The sequence below is a fragment of the Stenotrophomonas sp. STK17_22 genome, from assembly GCF_051983905.1.
GTDB classification, from domain to species: Bacteria; Pseudomonadota; Gammaproteobacteria; order Xanthomonadales; family Xanthomonadaceae; genus Stenotrophomonas; species Stenotrophomonas maltophilia_A.
In genome coordinates this window covers 3,736,350-3,754,345 of sequence record NZ_CP197010.1, presented here as the reverse complement: position 1 = coordinate 3,754,345, position 17,996 = coordinate 3,736,350, and the positions used below count along the sequence as shown (strand labels likewise).

Annotated in this window: 17 protein-coding genes; 6 read left to right on the top strand and 11 right to left on the bottom strand. The window is 67.5% G+C overall.

Annotated elements, in window-relative coordinates; genetic code table 11:
- Positions 1–83: 83 nt before the first annotated feature.
- The 4 genes from ACSYS9_RS17595 to ACSYS9_RS17580 all read left to right on the top strand — a co-directional run bounded on the left by ACSYS9_RS17595 (position 84) and on the right by ACSYS9_RS17580 (position 2,949).
- On the top strand, positions 84–686 hold the full coding sequence (locus ACSYS9_RS17595) for an HD domain-containing protein (RefSeq protein WP_071228698.1): 603 nt from the start codon (positions 84–86) through the stop codon (positions 684–686).
- Between the two features lie 50 nt (positions 687–736).
- A complete protein-coding gene (locus ACSYS9_RS17590; RefSeq protein WP_049398321.1) occupies positions 737–910 on the top strand; it encodes an oxidoreductase-like domain-containing protein in 174 nt (57 codons plus the stop codon).
- Positions 907–1,524, top strand: a complete 618-nt coding sequence (locus tag ACSYS9_RS17585) for a DUF998 domain-containing protein (RefSeq protein WP_032130397.1) — start codon at positions 907–909, stop codon at positions 1,522–1,524. The genes ACSYS9_RS17590 and ACSYS9_RS17585 overlap by 4 nt, the downstream gene beginning before the upstream one ends.
- A gap of 78 nt (positions 1,525–1,602) precedes the next feature.
- Positions 1,603–2,949, top strand: coding sequence for a virulence factor family protein (locus tag ACSYS9_RS17580; RefSeq protein WP_071228699.1), 1,347 nt, complete (start codon positions 1,603–1,605; stop codon positions 2,947–2,949).
- Between the two features lie 808 nt (positions 2,950–3,757).
- Here ACSYS9_RS17580 and mprF read toward each other — a convergent pair.
- A complete protein-coding gene (mprF, locus tag ACSYS9_RS17575) occupies positions 3,758–6,322 on the bottom strand; it encodes a bifunctional lysylphosphatidylglycerol flippase/synthetase MprF (protein WP_071228700.1) in 2,565 nt (854 codons plus the stop codon).
- Positions 6,323–6,514: 192 nt separating this feature from the next.
- Here mprF and ACSYS9_RS17570 point away from each other — a divergent pair, with 192 nt between their 5' ends.
- Positions 6,515–6,862 (top strand): RidA family protein, encoded by a 348-nt coding sequence (locus ACSYS9_RS17570; RefSeq protein WP_005410556.1) that lies wholly within the window; start codon positions 6,515–6,517, stop codon positions 6,860–6,862.
- Positions 6,863–7,013: 151 nt separating this feature from the next.
- Here the strand turns inward: ACSYS9_RS17570 and rnfB are convergent, their stop codons facing one another.
- From rnfB to ACSYS9_RS17525, 9 genes are all read right to left on the bottom strand, one after another.
- The gene (gene rnfB / locus ACSYS9_RS17565; RefSeq protein ID WP_080291848.1) at positions 7,014–7,427 is read right to left on the bottom strand and encodes an Rnf electron transport complex subunit RnfB; all 414 of its coding nucleotides are present in this window, start codon (positions 7,425–7,427) and stop codon (positions 7,014–7,016) included.
- A gap of 25 nt (positions 7,428–7,452) precedes the next feature.
- On the bottom strand, positions 7,453–8,043 hold the full coding sequence (locus ACSYS9_RS17560) for an HAD family hydrolase (protein ID WP_049463206.1): 591 nt from the start codon (positions 8,041–8,043) through the stop codon (positions 7,453–7,455).
- 76 nt (positions 8,044–8,119) lie between these two features.
- A complete protein-coding gene (gene metG, locus ACSYS9_RS17555; protein WP_071228701.1) occupies positions 8,120–10,207 on the bottom strand; it encodes a methionine--tRNA ligase in 2,088 nt (695 codons plus the stop codon).
- Positions 10,208–10,308: 101 nt separating this feature from the next.
- Positions 10,309–10,752, bottom strand: a complete 444-nt coding sequence (locus ACSYS9_RS17550) for a DUF2147 domain-containing protein (RefSeq protein ID WP_071228702.1) — start codon at positions 10,750–10,752, stop codon at positions 10,309–10,311.
- A gap of 197 nt (positions 10,753–10,949) precedes the next feature.
- Entirely contained in the window at positions 10,950–11,354 is a 405-nt protein-coding gene (gene gloA2, locus ACSYS9_RS17545) for an SMU1112c/YaeR family gloxylase I-like metalloprotein (protein WP_071228703.1), read from the bottom strand.
- On the bottom strand, positions 11,351–12,421 hold the full coding sequence (locus ACSYS9_RS17540) for a serine hydrolase domain-containing protein (RefSeq protein ID WP_071228704.1): 1,071 nt from the start codon (positions 12,419–12,421) through the stop codon (positions 11,351–11,353). The genes gloA2 and ACSYS9_RS17540 overlap by 4 nt, the downstream gene beginning before the upstream one ends.
- A 16-nt stretch (positions 12,422–12,437) precedes the next feature.
- Positions 12,438–14,378, bottom strand: a complete 1,941-nt coding sequence (locus tag ACSYS9_RS17535) for a DUF885 domain-containing protein (RefSeq protein ID WP_071228705.1) — start codon at positions 14,376–14,378, stop codon at positions 12,438–12,440.
- A 94-nt stretch (positions 14,379–14,472) separates the two neighbouring features.
- On the bottom strand, positions 14,473–15,258 hold the full coding sequence (locus tag ACSYS9_RS17530; RefSeq protein WP_049437362.1) for a queuosine precursor transporter: 786 nt from the start codon (positions 15,256–15,258) through the stop codon (positions 14,473–14,475).
- On the bottom strand, positions 15,255–15,950 hold the full coding sequence (locus ACSYS9_RS17525; protein WP_005414135.1) for a DUF502 domain-containing protein: 696 nt from the start codon (positions 15,948–15,950) through the stop codon (positions 15,255–15,257). Before ACSYS9_RS17525 ends, ACSYS9_RS17530 begins: the two co-directional genes overlap by 4 nt.
- 76 nt (positions 15,951–16,026) lie before the next feature.
- Here ACSYS9_RS17525 and ACSYS9_RS17520 point away from each other — a divergent pair, with 76 nt between their 5' ends.
- The gene (locus ACSYS9_RS17520) at positions 16,027–17,343 is read left to right on the top strand and encodes a hypothetical protein (RefSeq protein WP_071228706.1); all 1,317 of its coding nucleotides are present in this window, start codon (positions 16,027–16,029) and stop codon (positions 17,341–17,343) included.
- A 7-nt stretch (positions 17,344–17,350) separates the two neighbouring features.
- On the opposite strand, the gene ACSYS9_RS17515 is transcribed toward ACSYS9_RS17520, so the two are convergent.
- Positions 17,351–17,803 carry a DUF4442 domain-containing protein gene (locus tag ACSYS9_RS17515; RefSeq protein ID WP_032128978.1) on the bottom strand — a complete coding sequence of 151 codons (453 nt, stop codon included), beginning with the start codon at positions 17,801–17,803 and terminating at the stop codon, positions 17,351–17,353.
- Between the last annotated feature and the right edge of the window lie 193 nt (positions 17,804–17,996).

Below are 17,996 nucleotides of genomic sequence, written 5' to 3'. Positions count from 1 at the left end.
GGCCCCGCCCGGCAAGCGTTGTGAGTGCGTGGTGAAAAAACCGCCAGCTTGCCCGGCGCCGGCACAGGCGGGATGATCAGGTCATGGACTTCTCACCGCTGACGCTTGCCCCGGCGCAGTGGCAGGCGCTGCAGGACAGCTATGCAACGCCGCCACGGGCCTACCACCACTTCGGCCATGTGCGCGCGGTGCTGCAGCACTGCCAGGAGGTCGCCGATGGCCCCGGCTGGAAGCAGCCGGCCGAGATCTATCTGGCCGTGCTCTATCACGATGCGATCTACCAGGCGGGGCGCAAGGACAACGAGGCGCGTTCGGCGCAGCTGGCTCTGCAGGCGATCGCACAGGCGCCAGAGCTTGCCACTGTCGACGCCGCTCGCGTGGAGCAATTGATCCTGCTGACCGCCCGCCACGGCGCGCTTGGTCCAGAGGATGTGGATGCCGAGGCGGCGCTGTTCCTGGACTGCGACATGGCCATCCTGGCCGCGCCGGAGCCGGTGTTCGCTGCCTATGACCGTGGCGTGGCCGAAGAATACAAAGGGGTGGTGCCGGGCTTCCTGTACCGTGCCGGCCGTCGCCGCTTCCTGCAGGGCCTGCTGCGCGCTCCGCGGATCTTCCTCAGCGGGTTCTTCCACCAGCGCCTGGACGCGGCCGCCCGTGACAACCTGCGACGTCAGTTGGGCGTTTGAGCCGGCCCGGTACACTGGTGACCTGTTTCCAATGATTGCCGTTTCCGACCGTGTCCGTCCCTGATCCCGATCCCCGCCCGCTGCCACCGGAAGAACCCGGCCCCAACGAATGCTGCGGCAGTGGTTGCCCGCTGTGTGTGCTGGACCTGTATTCCGATGAGCTGCAGCGCTACCGCAAGGCGCTGGCCGAGTGGAAGACGCGGCATCCAGAGGCCGCACCATGAGCCGTGCACGCCCGGCGGCGGTGCTGGCGCTGGTGGCACTGGTGCTGTTCGTGGCCACCGCGCTGTGGACCCAGGTTGCGCGCAGTGATCTGGACTGGGTGCGGGCGACCTTGAGCCTGTACCTGCACGGGCCGTGGGGGCTGGCATTGCGCGCTGCCTACTGCCTGCTGGCGCTGGCCATTGCGGCGCTTGGCATTGCGCTGTATCGCGGCAGCATCGGCCCGCGGCGCAGTGCGGCCGCACCATTGCTGTTCACGGTTTCCGCGCTGGGCCTGGCGACGGTCGCCATCGGCGACAGCTGGCTGCCTGAAGCAACACCGCTGCTGGCACCGTTCATCCATGGGCTGGCAGCCAACACGGCGTTCCTGTGTGCCAGCGTCGGCATGCTGCTGCAGGCCTGGTATCTGCGCCGCGAACCGGGTTGGCAGTCCGCTGCGGGCCTGCTCTGGGGCTGGGCATGGCTGGCCTTTGTGCTGCTGTGGCTGCATGTGCTGTGGCGTGGTGGTCCACCGCGTGGGCTGGGACAGAAAGTGGTGATCGCGGTGATCGTTGGCTGGCTGCTGTATCTGGCGATGGCGCTGTACCGTCGCAGCCGTCGGGCCGCAGCCCACTGAATCCCCAACGGCCTGCGCCGGTACGTGCCGTGCACGCGGCGGCGGCGTATCGTGTGCGCATTCCATCGGGGATGCGATATGAAGCGTGCAGGGCTGGGCAGGGCAATGGGTGTGGTACTGGCGCTGGCCGCGCTGCCGGCAACGGCGGCCGTGACCCCGCAGCAGTTCAGCCATGGGCGGTTCGAGCAGATTCCGGTGCACATGCCATCCGGCACGCCGCAACGGGTGGTGATCTGGTTCCACGAACCCACGGCCGGTGGTGACACCAGCCGCCTGCCGATCGAGGCCCTGCGTGCCGATGGCGCGCTGGTCGCGGCAGTGGACATTGCGCACCTGCGCGGTGTGCTCAAGCGCGAGGGGGACCCGACCTGTTCGTTCGGTTCCGGTGACGTCGAGAATTTCTCACGTTGGCTGCAGGCCTCGCTGCATCTGCCCGGCTACCACCTGCCGCTGGTCGGCGGTGATGGCGAAGGTGCCGAGATGGCCTATTCGCTGGCAGCGCAGGCCGATACCCAAGTGTTTGCCGGTGTACTGACTACCGGCTTCTGCCCGGACCACAACCACCAGCGCATGGTCTGCGGCGATGGTGTGAAGCACGACAGGCTGCAGCCGGCCGAACTGAATTTTCCGTGGTTGAGCGCGGCCGGTGACCGCGGCTGCAAGGTCGGCCAGGCCAGCGCGTTCGTGCAGCAGGTCGCGATGGCACGCGAGTTCAAGCGCACCGCGCGCGGTGATGCGTCACCGGGCCTGGTGGCTGCGGCACGGGTGATCGGCGCGCAGGCCGGCGTCAGCCTGGCACCGCCGCCTGCTGCACTGAAGGGCCTGCCCGTGGTGGAAATGCCGGCGACCGGCAGCGGCGATACGCTGGCGGTGTTCGTCTCCGGTGACGGTGGCTGGGCTGGCCTGGACAAGAACGTGGCGTCGTCACTCAACGAGCATGGCGTGGCGGTCGTCGGCATCGATTCGCTGCGCTACTTCTGGAGCGAGCGCACACCGAAGGGCTTTGCGGGCGACCTGCAGAAGATCATCGACCACTACCGCCAGCAATGGCGCCGCGACAAGGTGATGTTGATCGGTTTCTCGCAGGGCGCCGACGTGCTGCCGGCCACCATAAACCAGCTCGACGTCGGCACCCGTGAGGCGCTGGAGCGCATCGTGCTGCTGTCGGTGGGCAGGAAGGCCGACTTCGAATTCCATGTCAGCAACTGGCTGGGCGGTGGCGGCGACGGCCTGCCGATCGCACCGGAAGTGGCCAGGCTGCCGGCGGAAAAAACGCTGTGCGTGTACGGCGACAAGGATGAGGACGCGCTGTGCCCGGATCTGCCGGCCAATGACGGCGTGAGGAAGGTGAAGCTGCCGGGCGATCACCATTTCGGTGGCGATTACGACCGCCTCGCCGAAGTGATCCTGAAGGGCGGGGTGTAGCGTTTGGTAGACGCCGATCTTGGTCGGCGCTGGGGCTGAAGGCGCCGCGGGCTGAGCGTGTCGACCAGGGTCGACACCTACCAGGCGCATGTAGCGTCGAGCCACGCCCGACGGCTGTTGGTAGACGCCGACCTTGGTCGGCGCTGGGGCTGAAGGCGCTGCGGGATGAGCGTGTCGACCAAGGTCGACACCTACCAGGCGCATGTAGCGTCGAGCCACGCCCGACGGCTGTAGGTAGACGCCGACCTTGGTCGGCGCCGGGGCTGAAGGCACCGCAGGATGAGCGTGTCGACCAAGGTCGACACCTACCGGGCGCATGTAGCGTCGAGCCACGCTCGACGGCTGCTGGTAGACGCCGACCTTGGTCGGCGCTGGGGCTGAAGGTGCCGTGGAATGAGCGTGTCCACCAAGGTCGACACCTACCAGGCGCATGTAGCGTCGAGCCACGCTCGACGGCTGTTGGTAGACGCCGACCTTGGTCGGCGCTGGGGCTGAAGGCGCTGCGGGATGAGCGTGTCGACCAAGGTCGACACCTACCAGGCGCATGTAGCGTCGAGCCACGCCCGACGGCTGTAGGTAGACGCCGACCTTGGTCGGCGCCGGGGCTGAAGGCACCGCGGGATGAGCGTGTCGACCAAGGTCGACACCTACCGGGCGCATGTAGCGTCGAGCCACGCTCGACGGCTGCTGGTAGACGCCGACCTTGGTCGGCGCTGGGGCTGAAGGTGCCGTGGAATGAGCGTGTCCACCAAGGTCGACACCTACCGGGTGGCAGGTAGCGCCGGGTCATGCCCGGCGGATCGCGGCTTCAATTCCGCCGCGGATCCAGCGAGATCAGGCGCGTGGCATCCAGCAGCGCGGCCGGCAGATGCATGCCGCCGGGCGCGGCGAGATAGCGCGGCCGCCACTGCGGATCGAACTTCGATTTGAAGCGGCGCAGGCCACTGAATCCATAGAAGCGTTCGCCGTGCCGCGCCAGCAGTCCGGCCAGTCGGTTCCAGCGACCGGCCAGCCGATGCTGTGCCAGCCCGGACAACGGTGCCATGCCAAGCGAGAAACGCGCATAGCCCTGCGCGCGGCCCCACAGGAACAGTTCGATGAAGAGGAAGTCCATCGTGCCCTTCGGTGCTTCGTTGACGTGGCGCATCAGGTCGACCGACAGCTCGGCGCCGGCCGGTGCCTGCCACAGGTTGGCGAACGCCACGATCTGGCCCTCGGCCTCAACCAGCGCCACCGGGAAGCGCACCAGGTAATCCGGGTCGTAGCTGCCCAGCGAGAAGCCCTTCTCATCGCCGGCCTTGTCTTCCAGCCATGCGTTGGAAATTGCGTGCAGGCGCGGCAGCAGGCTGGGAATTTCCTCCACCGGTGCCACGCGGAAGGTCAGGCCACCGCGCTTGCCCCGGTTCCAGGCTTGGCGCAGATCGGCGCGTTCGCGGCCTTCCAGGCCGAAGTCATGCAGCGGCACCATCGCTTCCTCGCCCAGCTTGACCAGGCCCAGGCCCAGGTCGAGGTAGGTCTGCCAGTAGGTCTCGCCCACTTGGTAGAACACCGGGCGCAGGCCCAGCCGGTCGGCTTCCTCGCGGAAGCGCCAGATCAACGCGCGCGCCACGTCAGGCGGGCCGACCGGATCGCCCATCGCGATCAGCGAACCGCCGTAGCGCTGCATCATCACGAAGCCCTGTTTCGCGTCATCGCGCAGCACCGCCTTGTCGGCGGTCAGTACCAGGCAGGCCTGGGTATCGGTGGCACCGGCCAATACCGGCGCCAGCGACTGCAGCGTGGCTTCGTCGGCGGGTTGCAGCGGGCTGCGCGTGCTGTGCAGCAGCCGCGCCAGGCCGAACATCACCAGCGCGATGGCGACCACCAGCAACGCACGCAGTGCGCGCGGTGCATTGCCCGACACCGCGAACTGCCACCACAGCTCGTTCTGGTACTCGACGTGGCTGTAAGTGAAGAACAGCAGCCAGGTGACCGCAACCAGCACCAGGCCGAGATTGCGCAGCCACGGCCACGACCAGGCTTCGTCCAGCAGGGCACCCTGGCGGTAGAACTCGCGGCGTGCGGCCCAAAGTGCCATCGCCACCAGCACTGCCGAGACCGCGATCAACAGCTGGCCACCACGCAGCCACAGTGGCAGCGGGGTGATCACGCACACTGCCATCGCCAGCATCCACGCCGCATGGCTGCGCCGGGCCAGGCCCTGGCCGATCAGCAGCAGTGCAACGCCGCTGAGGCTGCCGATCAGATGGGATGTTTCCAGGATCGGCAGCGAGGCATTGACCAGGTGACGGCGAGGCGTCGGCAGCGTGCCGTCGATGACCAGCGCGGCGCCGATGCTGAACACCGCCAGCGCGATGATCTGCGGCAGCCACGGGCGCAGCGCGTTCCAGCCGGCACGCGTTGCGCCGGCGCTGGCCTGCAGCGGCTGACGCAGGGCGGGCGCAAGGGCGAGCAGGGTGGCCAGCACCAGCGGCAGCACGTAGTAGGTAACGCGGTAGATCAGCGCCGCCGCCAGTACCGCCGCCGGCGCCACCTGCGGCAACAGCTTCAGCAGGCTCCATTCGAACACGCCCAGGCCGGCCGGCACGGTGGAGACCAGGCCGGCCAGCACTGCCACCAGGTACAGGCCGACGAAGCCCGGCAGGCCGGTCGGCGTGGAGTCCGGCAGCAGCACGTAGAACGCGGCACTGGCCAGCACCAGCTCGATCACGCTGAGCACGGTGACGCCGATCATGGTGCGGCGGTCGGGCAGCCACAAGGCATGACCGAACACACGGAACTGCCGTCCTTCGCGGCCGACCAGCAGCACCGTGGCGAGGTAGGCGAGCAACGCGACGATGCCGACGATACGTACCGCATTGGGATCCAGCGGCAGCGCCAAGGCTGCGGCAGCCGCTTCCATGCACAGCGCCACACTGATCAGCAGCCATGCACCGAACACGAAGCCGAGCGTGCTCATCAGCACCACCTGGCCGATCTGCGCCAGGTCCAGGCCGGCGCTGCGGTAGCCACGCAGGCGCACCGCGCCGCCGGTCAACGCGGCAAAACCCACGGTCTGGCCCAGCGTGTGCGCAAGGAATGCAGTGATGCCGACGCGCGCGGGGTGCACGCGGATGCCGCTGCGACGCAGGCCGATGGCATCGAAACCGATCAGGCAGGCGTAACTGGCCAGGCCGAGTACCACGGTGAGCGCGATCTGCGTGCCGCTGAGCTGCCGGAACGCTTGGCGGATGGCGCGATAGCCGTGCTCGTCGAACTCGTTGGCCAGGCCGTGCAGGGCCAGGGCGAGGATCAGCAGGGGGATGACGATGGTGGCAACCCGCTTCCAGGTTGGCGTGGAAGAGGCGGTGGTGGAGTCGACGGGGGCGGTCATCGGCGCAAGGGTGCGGCAGGAGGGGCGAGGGCGGTGTCAACGCGGGCGTGGCGCATCGTGCGCCTGTCATCGTCATTTGACCAGTGGGACCGTCCGAGTCTGGTAGTGACGTGTCGCGGAGGATGCCCGTGCACCCACCGTCGACCGGTTTGGAGGACAATGCAGGCCTGATCAACCGCAGGAGCCACGCCCATGATGGAGCGTTACGACGTCGGACCGCGCATGTCCGAAATGACCGTATACAACAAGGTCGCCTATCTCTCCGGCCAGATTCCGGAAGACACCAGCCAGGACATCACCGGCCAGACCCGGCAGGTGCTGGCAGAAATCGACAAGCTGCTGGCGTTGGTCGCCAGTGACCGCCAGCACGTGCTGCGCGCCGAGGTGTTCCTGGCCGACATGGCCGACTTCGACGGCATGAACAAGGCGTGGGATGAGTGGGTGGTCGAGGGTGCGACCCCGGCGCGTGCCACGGTCGAGGCCAAGCTGGCCCACGCTGACTGGAAGGTCGAGATCGTAGTGACGGCGGCGGTACCGTAACGGCAGGCAAGGTCAGGTCCCACCAGCGGAGGGTAGAGTCGACGGTTAGTCGACTATCGCGCGCAGCGCGGGGTTTTGCGCCGCCGGAACGAAGAGCAGTCGACAAACAGTCGACTCTACCCCGCCGCTCCACTGCCGGTTGGTCTGGTGGCTACGTTGGCACCAGCTCGATGCAGTCCACCGGGCACGGTGGAATGCACAGCTCGCAACCGGTGCACAGATCGGCAATGACCGTGTGCATGTACTTGGCGCCACCGACGATGGCATCCACCGGGCAGGCCTGGATGCACTTGGTGCAGCCGATGCAGTCGGCTTCCACGATCAATGCCACCTGCGGCGCCTTGTGCTCGCCGCGCGAACGATCAAACGGAATGGCGGGTACGTCCAGTACCTGCGCCAGTGCGCGCGCGCCAGCGTCGCCGCCCGGCGGGCAGCGGTCCACGCCTGCCTCGCCGCGCGCCATGGCCTGCGCGTACGGGCGGCAGCCGTCGTAGCCGCATTGCCCGCATTGGGTCTGCGGCAGCAGGCGGTCGAGGCGTTCGGTCAGGGGAGGAATCAGGCTCATGCGTGGCGAAGGCTGCGCGTTGGGGTTACTTCAAGGGCTTGCCACGGAACCAGCGCTCGTGGGCCAGCGCCAGCATCGGCTTGTCTTCGGAACTGTCACCGTAGGCATGGATGCGCACGTAGCGTGACAGATCGAACTGGCGACGGATGTGCTCGACCTTGCGCGGGCCACAGTCACCACCGGCATAGCGACCTGTGAGACGGCCGTCCTGGCTCTCCAGCCGGTTGCAGATCAACTGCAGGCCCAGTTGTTCGCACCACGGCCGCAGATACAGGTCCAGCGAGCCGGACACGATCACCACGGTGTGCTGCTGTTCCTTGTGCCAGCGGATCTGCTCCAGCATTTCCGGGCGCACCACGTCGGGCAGGAACTCACGCGAGAAGCCGGCGGCCAGCGTGGCGATGTCATCGCTGTGGCGGTCGCTGAAGGTCAAACGGGTGACGCGCGCGCGGATGCGCTCGGCCGAGATCAGTTTCAGCTTGTATGCGGCCAGCCACGGGCCGACTTTCCACCACGCCTGTGCCAGCTGTTCGGCCGTGGCCACGCGGCGCAGGAATCGGCCATAGGTATCGCAGGTGGTTACGGTGTGGTCGAAGTCGAACAGCGCCAGTTCCATTCCGTTGCCTCCCATCGCGTTGCCCCGAGGCCGGTGCTGCCGGCGGGCGTGGCCGCAACCACGCCCGCTGCGGGCATCAGCGGACTGGCATGCCCGGCTGCGCGCCGCTGTCGGCGTCCAGCAGCGCCAGCGCGCCGCCGTCGAAACCGGCCGACAGGATCATGCCTTCGCTCAGGCCGAAACGCATCTTGCGCGGGGCCAGGTTGGCGATGAACACCACACTGCGGCCGACCAGCTTCTCCGGCTCGCCGTAGCTGGCGCGGATGCCGGAGAAGATCTGGCGCTTGCCCAGCTCGCCGGCATCCAGTTCGAAGCGCAGCAGCTTGTCCGAGCCTTCCACGAACTCGCAGACCAGCACCTTGCCGATGCGCAGGTCGAGCTTGGCGAAATCGTCGATGCCGATGTAGGCCGGAGCATCGGCACCCTTGGCTTCGTCCTTGGCCGGTGCCGGTGCCGGTGCGGCCGGCTTGGCGGCGTCGGTCTTGGCGGCGGGGGCGGCAGCGGCGGCCGGCTGCAGGGTGTCCTTGGAGGCGTCGATCATGGCGTCAATCTTCTTCGGGTCGATACGGGTGAACAGCGGGGTGTAATCGGTGATGCGATGGCTCAGCAGCGGCTGCGCCAGTTCGGTCCAGTCGTTCACCGGTGCGGCCAGGAAGGCTTCGGCCTGTGCGGCGGTGGCCGGCAGCACCGGCTTCAGTGCGGTGACCAGCACGCGGAACAGGTTCAGGCCCTGGCTGCACACCGCCTGCAGCTGCGCGTCGGCGCCTTCCTGCTTGGCGATCACCCACGGCTTGACGTCGTCGATGTAGCGGTTGGCTTCATCGGCCAGGGTCATGGTCAGGCGGATCGCCGCGGCCGGATCGTTGCGCTCGTAGGCTTCACGGATCGGCGCCAAGCCGTCGACGAAGCGCTGGTACTGCGCCGCATCGGGCAGCTGTGCGGCCAGCTGGCCGTCGAAACGCTTGCTGATGAAGCCGGCGCAGCGGCTGGCCAGGTTGACGAACTTGCCGACCAGGTCGGCGTTGACGCGGGCGATGAAGTCACCCAGGTTCAGGTCGAGATCGTCGACGCCACCGCCGGACTTGGCGGCGTAGTAGTAGCGCAGCGCTTCCGGCTCCAGGCCGGCGTCGAGGAAGGTACGCGCCATCACGAAGGTGCCGCGCGATTTGCTCATCTTGGCGCCGTCTACGGTCAGGTAGCCGTTGACGTGCAGGCGGGTTGGCGCGCGGTGGCTGGTGCCATGCAGCACCGCCGGCCAGAACAGGCCGTGGAAGTTGACGATGTCCTTGCCGATGAAGTGGTGCAGCTCGGTGGCGGTGCCGGCGCGCAGATGCGCTTCGAAGTCTTCGCCGAGCTTGCCGCATAGGGTCTGGAAGCTGGACAGGTAGCCGATCGGCGCATCCAGCCAGACGTAGAAGTACTTGCCCGGCTGGCCCGGAATCTGGAAACCGAAGTACGGTGCGTCGCGCGAGATGTCCCACGCGCGCAGGCCACCTTCGGCATTGAGCCACTCACCCAGCTTGGCCTTCACGCCCGGCAGGGCGACATCGCCGGCCAGCCATTCGCGCAGGAATGCATCGAAGTGGCCCACCTCGAAGAAGAAGTGCTCCGAATCGCGCATTTCCGGCGTGGCACCGGAGATGACCGAACGCGGCTCCTTCAGGTCGGTCGGCGCATAGGTGGCGCCGCAGACTTCGCAGTTGTCGCCGTACTGGTCGGGGCTGCCGCAGTTCGGGCAGATGCCCTTGACGTAGCGGTCGGGCAGGAACATGCCCTTGGCCGGGTCGTAGAACTGCGCCACCGAGCGGCGGCTGATGTGGCCGGCCGCTTCCAGCTTCAGGTAGAACTGCTCGGTCAGCGCCTGGTTGGCCGCCGAATTGGTCGAGTCGTAGTGATCGAAGGCCACGCCGAAGGCGGCGAAGTCACGTTCGTGGCTGGCCTGGATGTTGGCGATGAAGGTTTCCGGGGTGACCCCGGCCTTTTCCGCGGCCAGCATGATCGGCGTGCCATGGGTATCGTCGGCGCAGACGAACCAGGCCTTGCCGCCACTCATTCGCCGCGCACGCACCCAGATGTCGGCCTGGATGTAGCCGACCAGGTGGCCCAGGTGCAGCGGGCCGTTGGCGTAGGGCAGGGCGGTGGTGACGAGCGCGGTACGGGTCATGGTCGCGGGGTGAAGCCGAGGGGAACCGCAGAGTATCGCATGCCCGCAACGAGGTGACCCGGCCGAAGCCGGGTCACGGGGATGAAGCGGGGCCTGGGGGCTTATTCGCGCTGCCAGGTCTGCGCGCGGCAGATGAAGGCAATGCAGCCGGACACGTCCAGCTTGGTGCCGCCGGGCTGCAGTTCCATCTTCGACTTGTAGGTCTTGCCGTTGGCCGGGTCGAGGATGGTGCCGCCGGACCACTTGTTGGCGCCGTCGGCCTTCAGGTTCCAGAGAATGGTCATGCCCTTCACCGGCTTGTTCTTGTTGGCGCCTTCACAGCCGTCGCAGACCGGGTTCGGGCCCTTGTCCGAGTGCAGGATGTCGACCACCTTGCCGGTCAGCGTGCCGTTGGCGGCCTGGCTGATCTCGACGATCGACTTCACCTTGCCGGTTTTGTCGTCGATGGTCTTCCAGCGGCCGGCGGCGCCGTCGGCGGCCTGTGCCGACAGGGCGGCCAGGCACAGCGGCAGTGCCAGCAGCAGGGTCTTGAAGGTCTTGCGCATGGTCCCCTCCCAGGGTTCATTCCGGCACGCTGCCGGTATGGGTCGACTGTATACCCATTCGGCGAGGTATGGGGAAGGGGGGCTTTGCAGGGCTGCGCCCCCGCCTCTGACAGATTTCTGCGGCTGTTGGTAGGTGTCGACCTTGGTCGACACGGTAGATCCACGCCATGCGTGGATGAATCTCGATTGAAGAACGCTCAACCGACTTCGTACAGCTCCAGCGGCAGGTCGTCGGGGTCGGCGAAGAAGGTGAAGCGGCGGCCGGTGTATTCATCCACGCGGATCGGTTCGCACACCACGCCATGCGCGGCCAGGCGCTGGATGAAGGGTTCCAGCCGGGCGACGCGGAACGCGAGGTGGCGCAGGCCCTGGGCTTCCGGGCGGCTGGGACGGGGCGGCGGCGAGGGGAAGGAGAACAGTTCCAGCTGGCCACCGTCGGGCAGGGCCAGGTCCAGCTTCCAGGAGTCGCGCGCGCTGCGGTGGTTCTCGGCCAGCACGCGCAGGCCGAGGATGCGCACGTAGAAGTCCTTCGAGCGTGCGTAGTCGCTGCAGATCAGTGCGGCGTGGTGGATGCCCAGCAGGGCGTCGGCATCGCGGGTCATTGCAGGGTGTCCAGCCAGCGCTGGGCGATCTTCAGCGCCAGCGGATAGGGTTCGGGGTCGTTGCGGTTGGTCAGCACGATCACGGTCAGGTGCTTCTCCGGGTGGCGCACGATCACGTTGCGGAAGCCGATGCTCTCGCCGCTGTGCCATTGCACCGGGCCATTCAGGCGCCAGCCGAAGCCGTAGTGCGGCACGTCCGGTTCGGGTGTTGCGGTGGCCGGGCTGAACATCGCGCGGCGCGAGGCTTTCGACAGCAGGCGGTCGTCATACAGCGCCGCATCCCAGCGGGCCAGGTCGTCCAGCGAGGAATAGATGCCGCCATCGCCGAGCACGGCGCTGGTGGTGCTCTGGTCGGTGCGTTGCCAACGGCCATCGATCCAGCTGTAGCCATAGGCGCGTGCAGCGACCGTGTCCTCGCCGTCCTGGTGGGCCACGGTATGCGCCATGCCCAGCGGGCGGAAGATGCGCTGCTGCAGAAAGCTCGCGAAATCCTGGCCGGCGGCGCGGCCGACGATCATTGCCAGCAGTGCATAGCCGCTGTTGCTGTAGCGATACTGCGTGCCGGGTGCGAAATTCAGGCGGTCCTCGTGCGACAGCAGGGTCAGCACGTCGGCGTCATGCACCTGCCGAGGGTCAGCCGGGTCCATCAGGTCTTCGTAGTCGAGCAGGCCACCGGTGTGCGAGAGCAGTTGGCGGATCGTGATGGCCGCTGCAGCCGGCGGCAACTCGGGCAGCCACTGCCGGGCCGGCTGGTCGAGCCCAAGCCGGCCATCCTCCACCAGCAGCAGTACCGCCGCAGCGGTGAACTGCTTGCTGACCGAGGCCAGCCGGAAGTTGCTGGCTGCGGTGATCGTGGTGCCGTCCTCCAGCACCGCCAGGCCGTAGCCGCGGCGGAACACCGGTTGCCCGTCATGCAGCACCAGCACAGCGGCGCCGGGCACCTGGCCGTCGTAGGCCTGCATCAGGCCGTCGATGCCCGCATCCGGTGGGGTCAGCACCGGTGCGGCAGCGCCCATCAGCGGCAGCAGGCCCAGCACGACGGCGAACAGGGCGACGGCAGGGCGCATGGCGGCTCCGGAGGGGTCAGGGTGAAGGCGCGGGCGTGGCGCTGGCCGGCTGGGCCATCCAGCGCTCCATCTTGCGGTCCAGCACGTCCAGCGGCATCGAGCCATCCTTCAGCAGTTCGGCGTGGAATCGGCGCAGGTCGAAGGCGGCACCCTGGCGTGCCTTGGCCTTGTCGCGCAGGGCGACAATGGTGGTCAGGCCGGCCACGTTGGACAGCGCCTGGCCGGGCTGGGCCATGATCCGCTCGACTTCGGCGTTGGCGTCATCGCTGCTCATGTCCACGGTCTTCTGCAGGTAGGCCACGGCCTGCTGCTTGCTCCAGCCCTGGGCGTTCACGCCGGTGTCGGCCACCACGCGGGCAGCGCGCAGCAGGCGCGAATACAGGTAGCCGATGCGATCGTAGGGATCGGTATAGATGCCCAGGTTCTCACCCAGTGTTTCGGCATACAGGCCCCAGCCTTCGACGAAGGCGAGATCGCCACCCAGGCGGCGGAAGCGCGGCAGCTTGGCCAGCTCCTGCTGCAGGCCCAGTTGCACGTGGTGGCCGGGGATCGCTTCATGCAGGTACTGCACCGGCACATTCCAGCGCTTGCGGCTGGGCAGGTCGCGGGTGTTCACGTACAGCACGCCCGGTTGCCCGGCCGCAGACGGCTGGTAGGCCGCTGCTGCGGCGGTCAGTGCACGCTCCGGTTCCACCGCGCGCACGTCCAGCGTGGACTTGGGCAGGGTATCGAGCACCTGCGGCAGGCGTGCGTTGACCTGCTGCTGCACCTGGCGATAGCGGTTGATCAACGCATTGGCGTCGCCGTACTGGAACTGGCGGTCGTTACGCATGCTGCGCAGCAGCTTGGCCGGCGTGCCGCGCAGCTTGGCGTCCTTCATCACCGTGGCGATCTGCGCCTGCAGTTCCTGCACGCGCTGTTCGCCCAGCGCGTGCAGCTGCGCGGCGGTCTGGTCGCTGGCCGTGGTCTGCACGATCAGGTTGGCGTACCAGGCCTGGCCATCGGGCAGTGCGCCCAGGCCACTGCTGGTGCGCGAGGCGGGCAGGTATTCGGTGGCGATGAAACCGCGCAGGGCACGATAGGCCGGCATGATGCGCAGTTCGATCATGCGCTTGTATTCGGCGCTGATGCGGGCCTTGTCCTCGGCCGCGATGGTGTTGGGCATGGTGCGGATCGGCGACCAGAAGATGCTCTCTTCAGCAGTCGGCTTGATCACTGCATCCAGCTGCGGCAGTACCTTTTCCATCAGGTCGCGTGGCTGCACCACGCCGGCCTTCATGCCCTGGCGCATGTTGTCGATGGCCTGGTCGAACAGCTCGGGAATGCCGAGCGAACGGCGCGACCAGGTGTCGTAGTCCTGTACGGTGTTGAACGGCTGTGCGCCGGCACCGGCGCCGAGGATCGCCATGATGCTGCCGACGTTGTAGTACTGGCTGATCGGCATCATCCAGCTCGGGTAGCGCTCGGCGGCCAGCGAAGCGCGCGCGTCGCGCACGAAGATCTCGTAGCTGAGCAGGTCCTGGCCCTGCAGGCCGTCGCTGCCGAGTTTCTCGACCTTGCCCAGCCACTCGGTGGTGAAGTCGTGCGATTGCTGGCGCCACGCGGCGGACAGGATGTTGGGCAGCTGGTCGTTGTAGCGGGCCTCGCCCTGGAAGGTTGCCTGCAGCGGATTCAACCGCATCGAGGCATCCCAGTATTCGTCATACAGGCGCTCCAGCTGCACCTGCTTGGGTACGGCGCGGGCCGGTGCGACCGGACGCGGCGTGGCGCGGCGCGCCGAACTGCCACGGGCCGGCGCGGTAGCGCGGGCAGGCCGGGCCTTGGGCTTGGCGGCCTGGCGGGTCTGCGCGGCGGCAGGGCGGCTGGCCTTCTTTTTCGCTGCTTCGGCCGACGGCACGGCGCTGAACAGGAACAACGCGGCGATGGCGGCGGCCAGGGCGCGGGTGGGATGCGGCATCAGGAGCTTCCGTGGAACACAGACCGTGGAGCTTGCACGATCCGGCCGCGTACGGCCAGCGTGAAGGCGCAGTCAGCTTTTTGCTGCTGGGGCTTCAGTCAGCCGCAGCGGCGGCGCGCAACGATGCGGCTCGCTCGGCACCCAGATAGCGGGTGATGGCACGCCGCATCAGGTACAGCAACGGAATCAGGGCGATCGCAAAGCCCATCTTGTAGATGTAGTTGACGCTGCTGACCGCCAGGAACAGCGAGGTCGGCCAGTGTTGCGGGCCCAGCACGAAGGCGATCCAGATCACCACGAAGCTGTCCACCACCTGCGAGATCGCGGTGGACCCGGTCGCACGCAGCCACACGTGGCGCTCGCCGGTGGCCTGGCGGATGCGATGGAACACCGCCACGTCGATCAGCTGGCCGAGCAGGAAGGCCACCAGCGAACCGGCGATGGTCCACATGCCCTGGCCGAACACCGCTGCGAATGCCGCCTGGTAGTCCGGCACGCCGTGGCCATCCATCGACGTGACCCACCAACTGGCCGGCGCCAGCGAAATGGCCGCGAAGGCGAACAGGAAGCCGTAGCCGATCAGCACCACCGCCAGCCACGAGATGAAGCGCACGCCGCGCTTGCCGAAGAACTCGTTGATGGTGTCGGTCATGATGAACACCACCGGCCACAACAGGGTGCCGGCGGTGAAGCTGAGCGAGCCGGTCTGGCCGAACAGGTTCCAGTTCAGCGGAGCGATGCCCAGGGTGTCTTCCAGCGCGAAGATCTTCACCCCGATCAGCTCGGCCAGCACCGCATTGCCGCAGAAGAACGCGGCCAGCACGATGAACAGCAGGACCGCGCGGTCCTGCAGCGGGCGCTCGATCGGCGCCGGGGTCATTCGGTGCGTTCGCCGGTGCGTTCGCCGGCACGGGTGAACGGCACGCTGGACGGCGCCACGGCACCGCCGGAAATGATGAAGCTCATGGCCTGGTCGACGGTCCAGTCGGTCGGCGTCAGCAGTTCCACCGGCACGATTTCCAGGTAGCCCGAGGTCGGGTTCGGCGTGGTTGGCACATACACCGCGGCCAGCTCACGGTCGGTGCCGTGTTCCTTGATCACGCGGGTGACCAGGCCGACCGATTTCATGTCGCGGTGCGGGAAGTCGATCAGCACCACGCGCTGGGTGCTGCCCGGCTCGGTCTGCAGCATGTCCAGCAGCTTCTTGGCGCTGTCGTAGATGATGCTGGCCAGCGGAATGCGCTTGATGACCGCGCCCACCCAGCGCAGCAGGCGCTGGCCGAGCACGCGGCGGCTGGCCACGCCCACCGCCAGGATCACCAGCAGGGTGGCCAGCAGGGCGATGGTGTCCTGGATCCATTCGGCGCGGACCCAGCCGAGGTAGTGCGGGAAGCTTGTCGCGATCTGCTCGGACAGCGGTACCACCAAGGGGCTGGAAATGCCCGACAGCAGCACGAACACGAACTTGACCACGACCCAGGTCAGCCAGATCGGCAGCAGGGTCAGCAGGCCGGTCAGGAACAGGCGCTGCAGGGAGGGGCGGGGGACCAGGGCGGGGGCTTCGAGCGACATGCGCGCATTGTAGCGGTCACTGCCGGTCGATTACGCTGGGGAATCGACTGCGGCAACGGCACATGGAAGGGAAGCTGTGTTGAAGATTCTGCGCGGACTGGGCTGGACCCTGGCAGGCCTGCTGGTGCTGGCCATCGTGGTGTGGTGCGCCTCGCGCATGTGGCCGGTGCCCGAATCGCGGCTGCAGGCGCAGCAGCGACTGGAAGCACGCCTGCCGGCGACTGGCCACAACGGTTATGCCCTGTTGTGGACGCTGCCGTTCGACGATCTGGATGCCCGCCAGCGCGAGCAGGCGTTGGCCGAGGACGTGCGCCGTTGGGAGGCCGACCTGCGGGGCAGCAGCGGCGGCCAGACACACCTGGTGGCCAACCATGCCGAGCTGCGCTCGCGGCCCGGTGCCAGTTGCGGGCCGGCCGCCAGCGGCTGCCTCGCCCAGGTCCGCGCGGACCCGCAACGCTTCGTGGAGGCCCACGCCGGCCACCAGCAGTTGCATGCGCGGCTGGATCAGCTGGCCGAAGCGGACTACTTCATGTCGCCGTTCCCGCCGAAGGGCGAGGGCATTCTGGTTCCGTTGCCGACCTATGGCCTGGTGATGGACGCCGCCAGTGCGCGCGCGCTGGCCTATGTGCAGGGCGATATCGACGGTGCCCTGCGAGGCGCCTGCCGTGGCCTACAACTGGGCCGGCGGCTGTTGCCCGGCAGCAGCTATCTGGTCGAGAGCATCGTCGGTGCCAGCCTGGTGCAGGCCAATGCCCAGCTGCTGGCCGACATGCTGGTCGAACTGCCGGCCGACCACCCCTTGCCGGCGGAGTGCGAACAGCCCATGCAGCCGCTGCGGGCCGAGGAACAGAGCCTGTGCCGTGCCATGCAGGGTGAGTACGCGATGAGCCGGGCGGCGATCGAGACATCGGCGCGGGAGTTCGGCGGCGTGCTGGTGCTGGATCGCAGCAGCACCCTGGCCCGCGTGGCCGGCAATCTCGGCTGGGCCTGTGGCGCGGCAGCCACATCGGCGCTGGAAGCGGATCGCCCGTTGCCAGTGCCGGCGCCACCGCAGCATGACTTCGGCTGCCTGTCGAACGTCATGGGCTGCGTGCTGACCGATATCGCCGCGCCGATCTATCCTGCCTATTCGTCACGGCCACAGGATGCTGCGGCGATGGTGCGGCTGCTGGGGGCGCAGCGTTGGCTGCGGCAGCAGACGGATGATCCGGTGGACGCACTGCAGCGGCTGCCGGTGCAGTTCCGCTCGCCGGTGCGGGCGCCGCAGCTGTCGGCCGACGGCCGCCACCTGCAGGTGCCGCGTCGCTCTCCAGCGCGCAGCGCTGAAGAGAACCCGTGGCTGTCGATGCCGTTGCAGAAGGAATCGGCTTCGACTGCTGCGGGACGCGACTGATGCGCGCTCAGCGTGCGTGTGGCTTCAACCGCAGGTAGACCTGCTTGCGCACCTGGGCGACCACCTCGCCGCTTTCATCGACGACATCATTGCTGAACCATCTCAGCACTTTGTCACCAGCGGCGGCTTCGGCGCGCAGTTCGTCCAGCAGTGCGTCATCGATGCGGAACGACGTACGTACGGTGCCTCTGCCGGGCTTGAGGAAATCGATGGCGCCGGCACGGTCCCACACGTAGTAGTCGCGGCCGAGGATGTGCAGCAGGCCAAGCATCCAGAACGGATCGGTCATCGCAAACAGGCTGCCGCCGAAATGCGTGCCGACGTAGTTGCGGTTCCAGGGCCGCATGCGCAGTTCGACGTCGATCTGCCGGTAGTCCGGCGAGACCCGGGTGACGTGGATGCCGGTGAACAGGAACGGCGGCCAGAGATTGATACCGAAGCGGAACAGACGGGCGTTCATGCGGGTCCGGGGGCGCAGGGCGAGGCGCCCAGTCTAACCATTCGCATGCGTATGTTGCACCCCGGGCGAGCGTCCGCACAATTCGGGCGTGGTCCGGCGAATTGTAGAGTCGAGCTTGCTCGACTGCTTTCAGGGGTAGCAGCGAATACGCTCGACGCCATCCGATAGCTATTTCAGGGTTTTCCCGATGGGT

What these genes read in the sequence shown, in the direction of transcription:
- ACSYS9_RS17595 (WP_071228698.1), top strand. Translation starts at nt 84, where the DNA reads ATGGACTTCTCACCGCTGACGCTTGCCCCGGCGCAGTGGCAGGCGCTG.
- ACSYS9_RS17585 (WP_032130397.1), top strand. Translation starts at nt 907, where the DNA reads ATGAGCCGTGCACGCCCGGCGGCGGTGCTGGCGCTGGTGGCACTGGTG.
- ACSYS9_RS17580 (WP_071228699.1), top strand. Translation starts at nt 1,603, where the DNA reads ATGAAGCGTGCAGGGCTGGGCAGGGCAATGGGTGTGGTACTGGCGCTG.
- mprF (WP_071228700.1), bottom strand. Translation starts at nt 6,322, where the DNA reads ATGACCGCCCCCGTCGACTCCACCACCGCCTCTTCCACGCCAACCTGG.
- ACSYS9_RS17570 (WP_005410556.1), top strand. Translation starts at nt 6,515, where the DNA reads ATGATGGAGCGTTACGACGTCGGACCGCGCATGTCCGAAATGACCGTA.
- rnfB (WP_080291848.1), bottom strand. Translation starts at nt 7,427, where the DNA reads ATGAGCCTGATTCCTCCCCTGACCGAACGCCTCGACCGCCTGCTGCCG.
- ACSYS9_RS17560 (WP_049463206.1), bottom strand. Translation starts at nt 8,043, where the DNA reads ATGGAACTGGCGCTGTTCGACTTCGACCACACCGTAACCACCTGCGAT.
- metG (WP_071228701.1), bottom strand. Translation starts at nt 10,207, where the DNA reads ATGACCCGTACCGCGCTCGTCACCACCGCCCTGCCCTACGCCAACGGC.
- ACSYS9_RS17550 (WP_071228702.1), bottom strand. Translation starts at nt 10,752, where the DNA reads ATGCGCAAGACCTTCAAGACCCTGCTGCTGGCACTGCCGCTGTGCCTG.
- gloA2 (WP_071228703.1), bottom strand. Translation starts at nt 11,354, where the DNA reads ATGACCCGCGATGCCGACGCCCTGCTGGGCATCCACCACGCCGCACTG.
- ACSYS9_RS17540 (WP_071228704.1), bottom strand. Translation starts at nt 12,421, where the DNA reads ATGCGCCCTGCCGTCGCCCTGTTCGCCGTCGTGCTGGGCCTGCTGCCG.
- ACSYS9_RS17535 (WP_071228705.1), bottom strand. Translation starts at nt 14,378, where the DNA reads ATGCCGCATCCCACCCGCGCCCTGGCCGCCGCCATCGCCGCGTTGTTC.
- ACSYS9_RS17530 (WP_049437362.1), bottom strand. Translation starts at nt 15,258, where the DNA reads ATGACCCCGGCGCCGATCGAGCGCCCGCTGCAGGACCGCGCGGTCCTG.
- ACSYS9_RS17525 (WP_005414135.1), bottom strand. Translation starts at nt 15,950, where the DNA reads ATGTCGCTCGAAGCCCCCGCCCTGGTCCCCCGCCCCTCCCTGCAGCGC.
- ACSYS9_RS17515 (WP_032128978.1), bottom strand. Translation starts at nt 17,803, where the DNA reads ATGAACGCCCGTCTGTTCCGCTTCGGTATCAATCTCTGGCCGCCGTTC.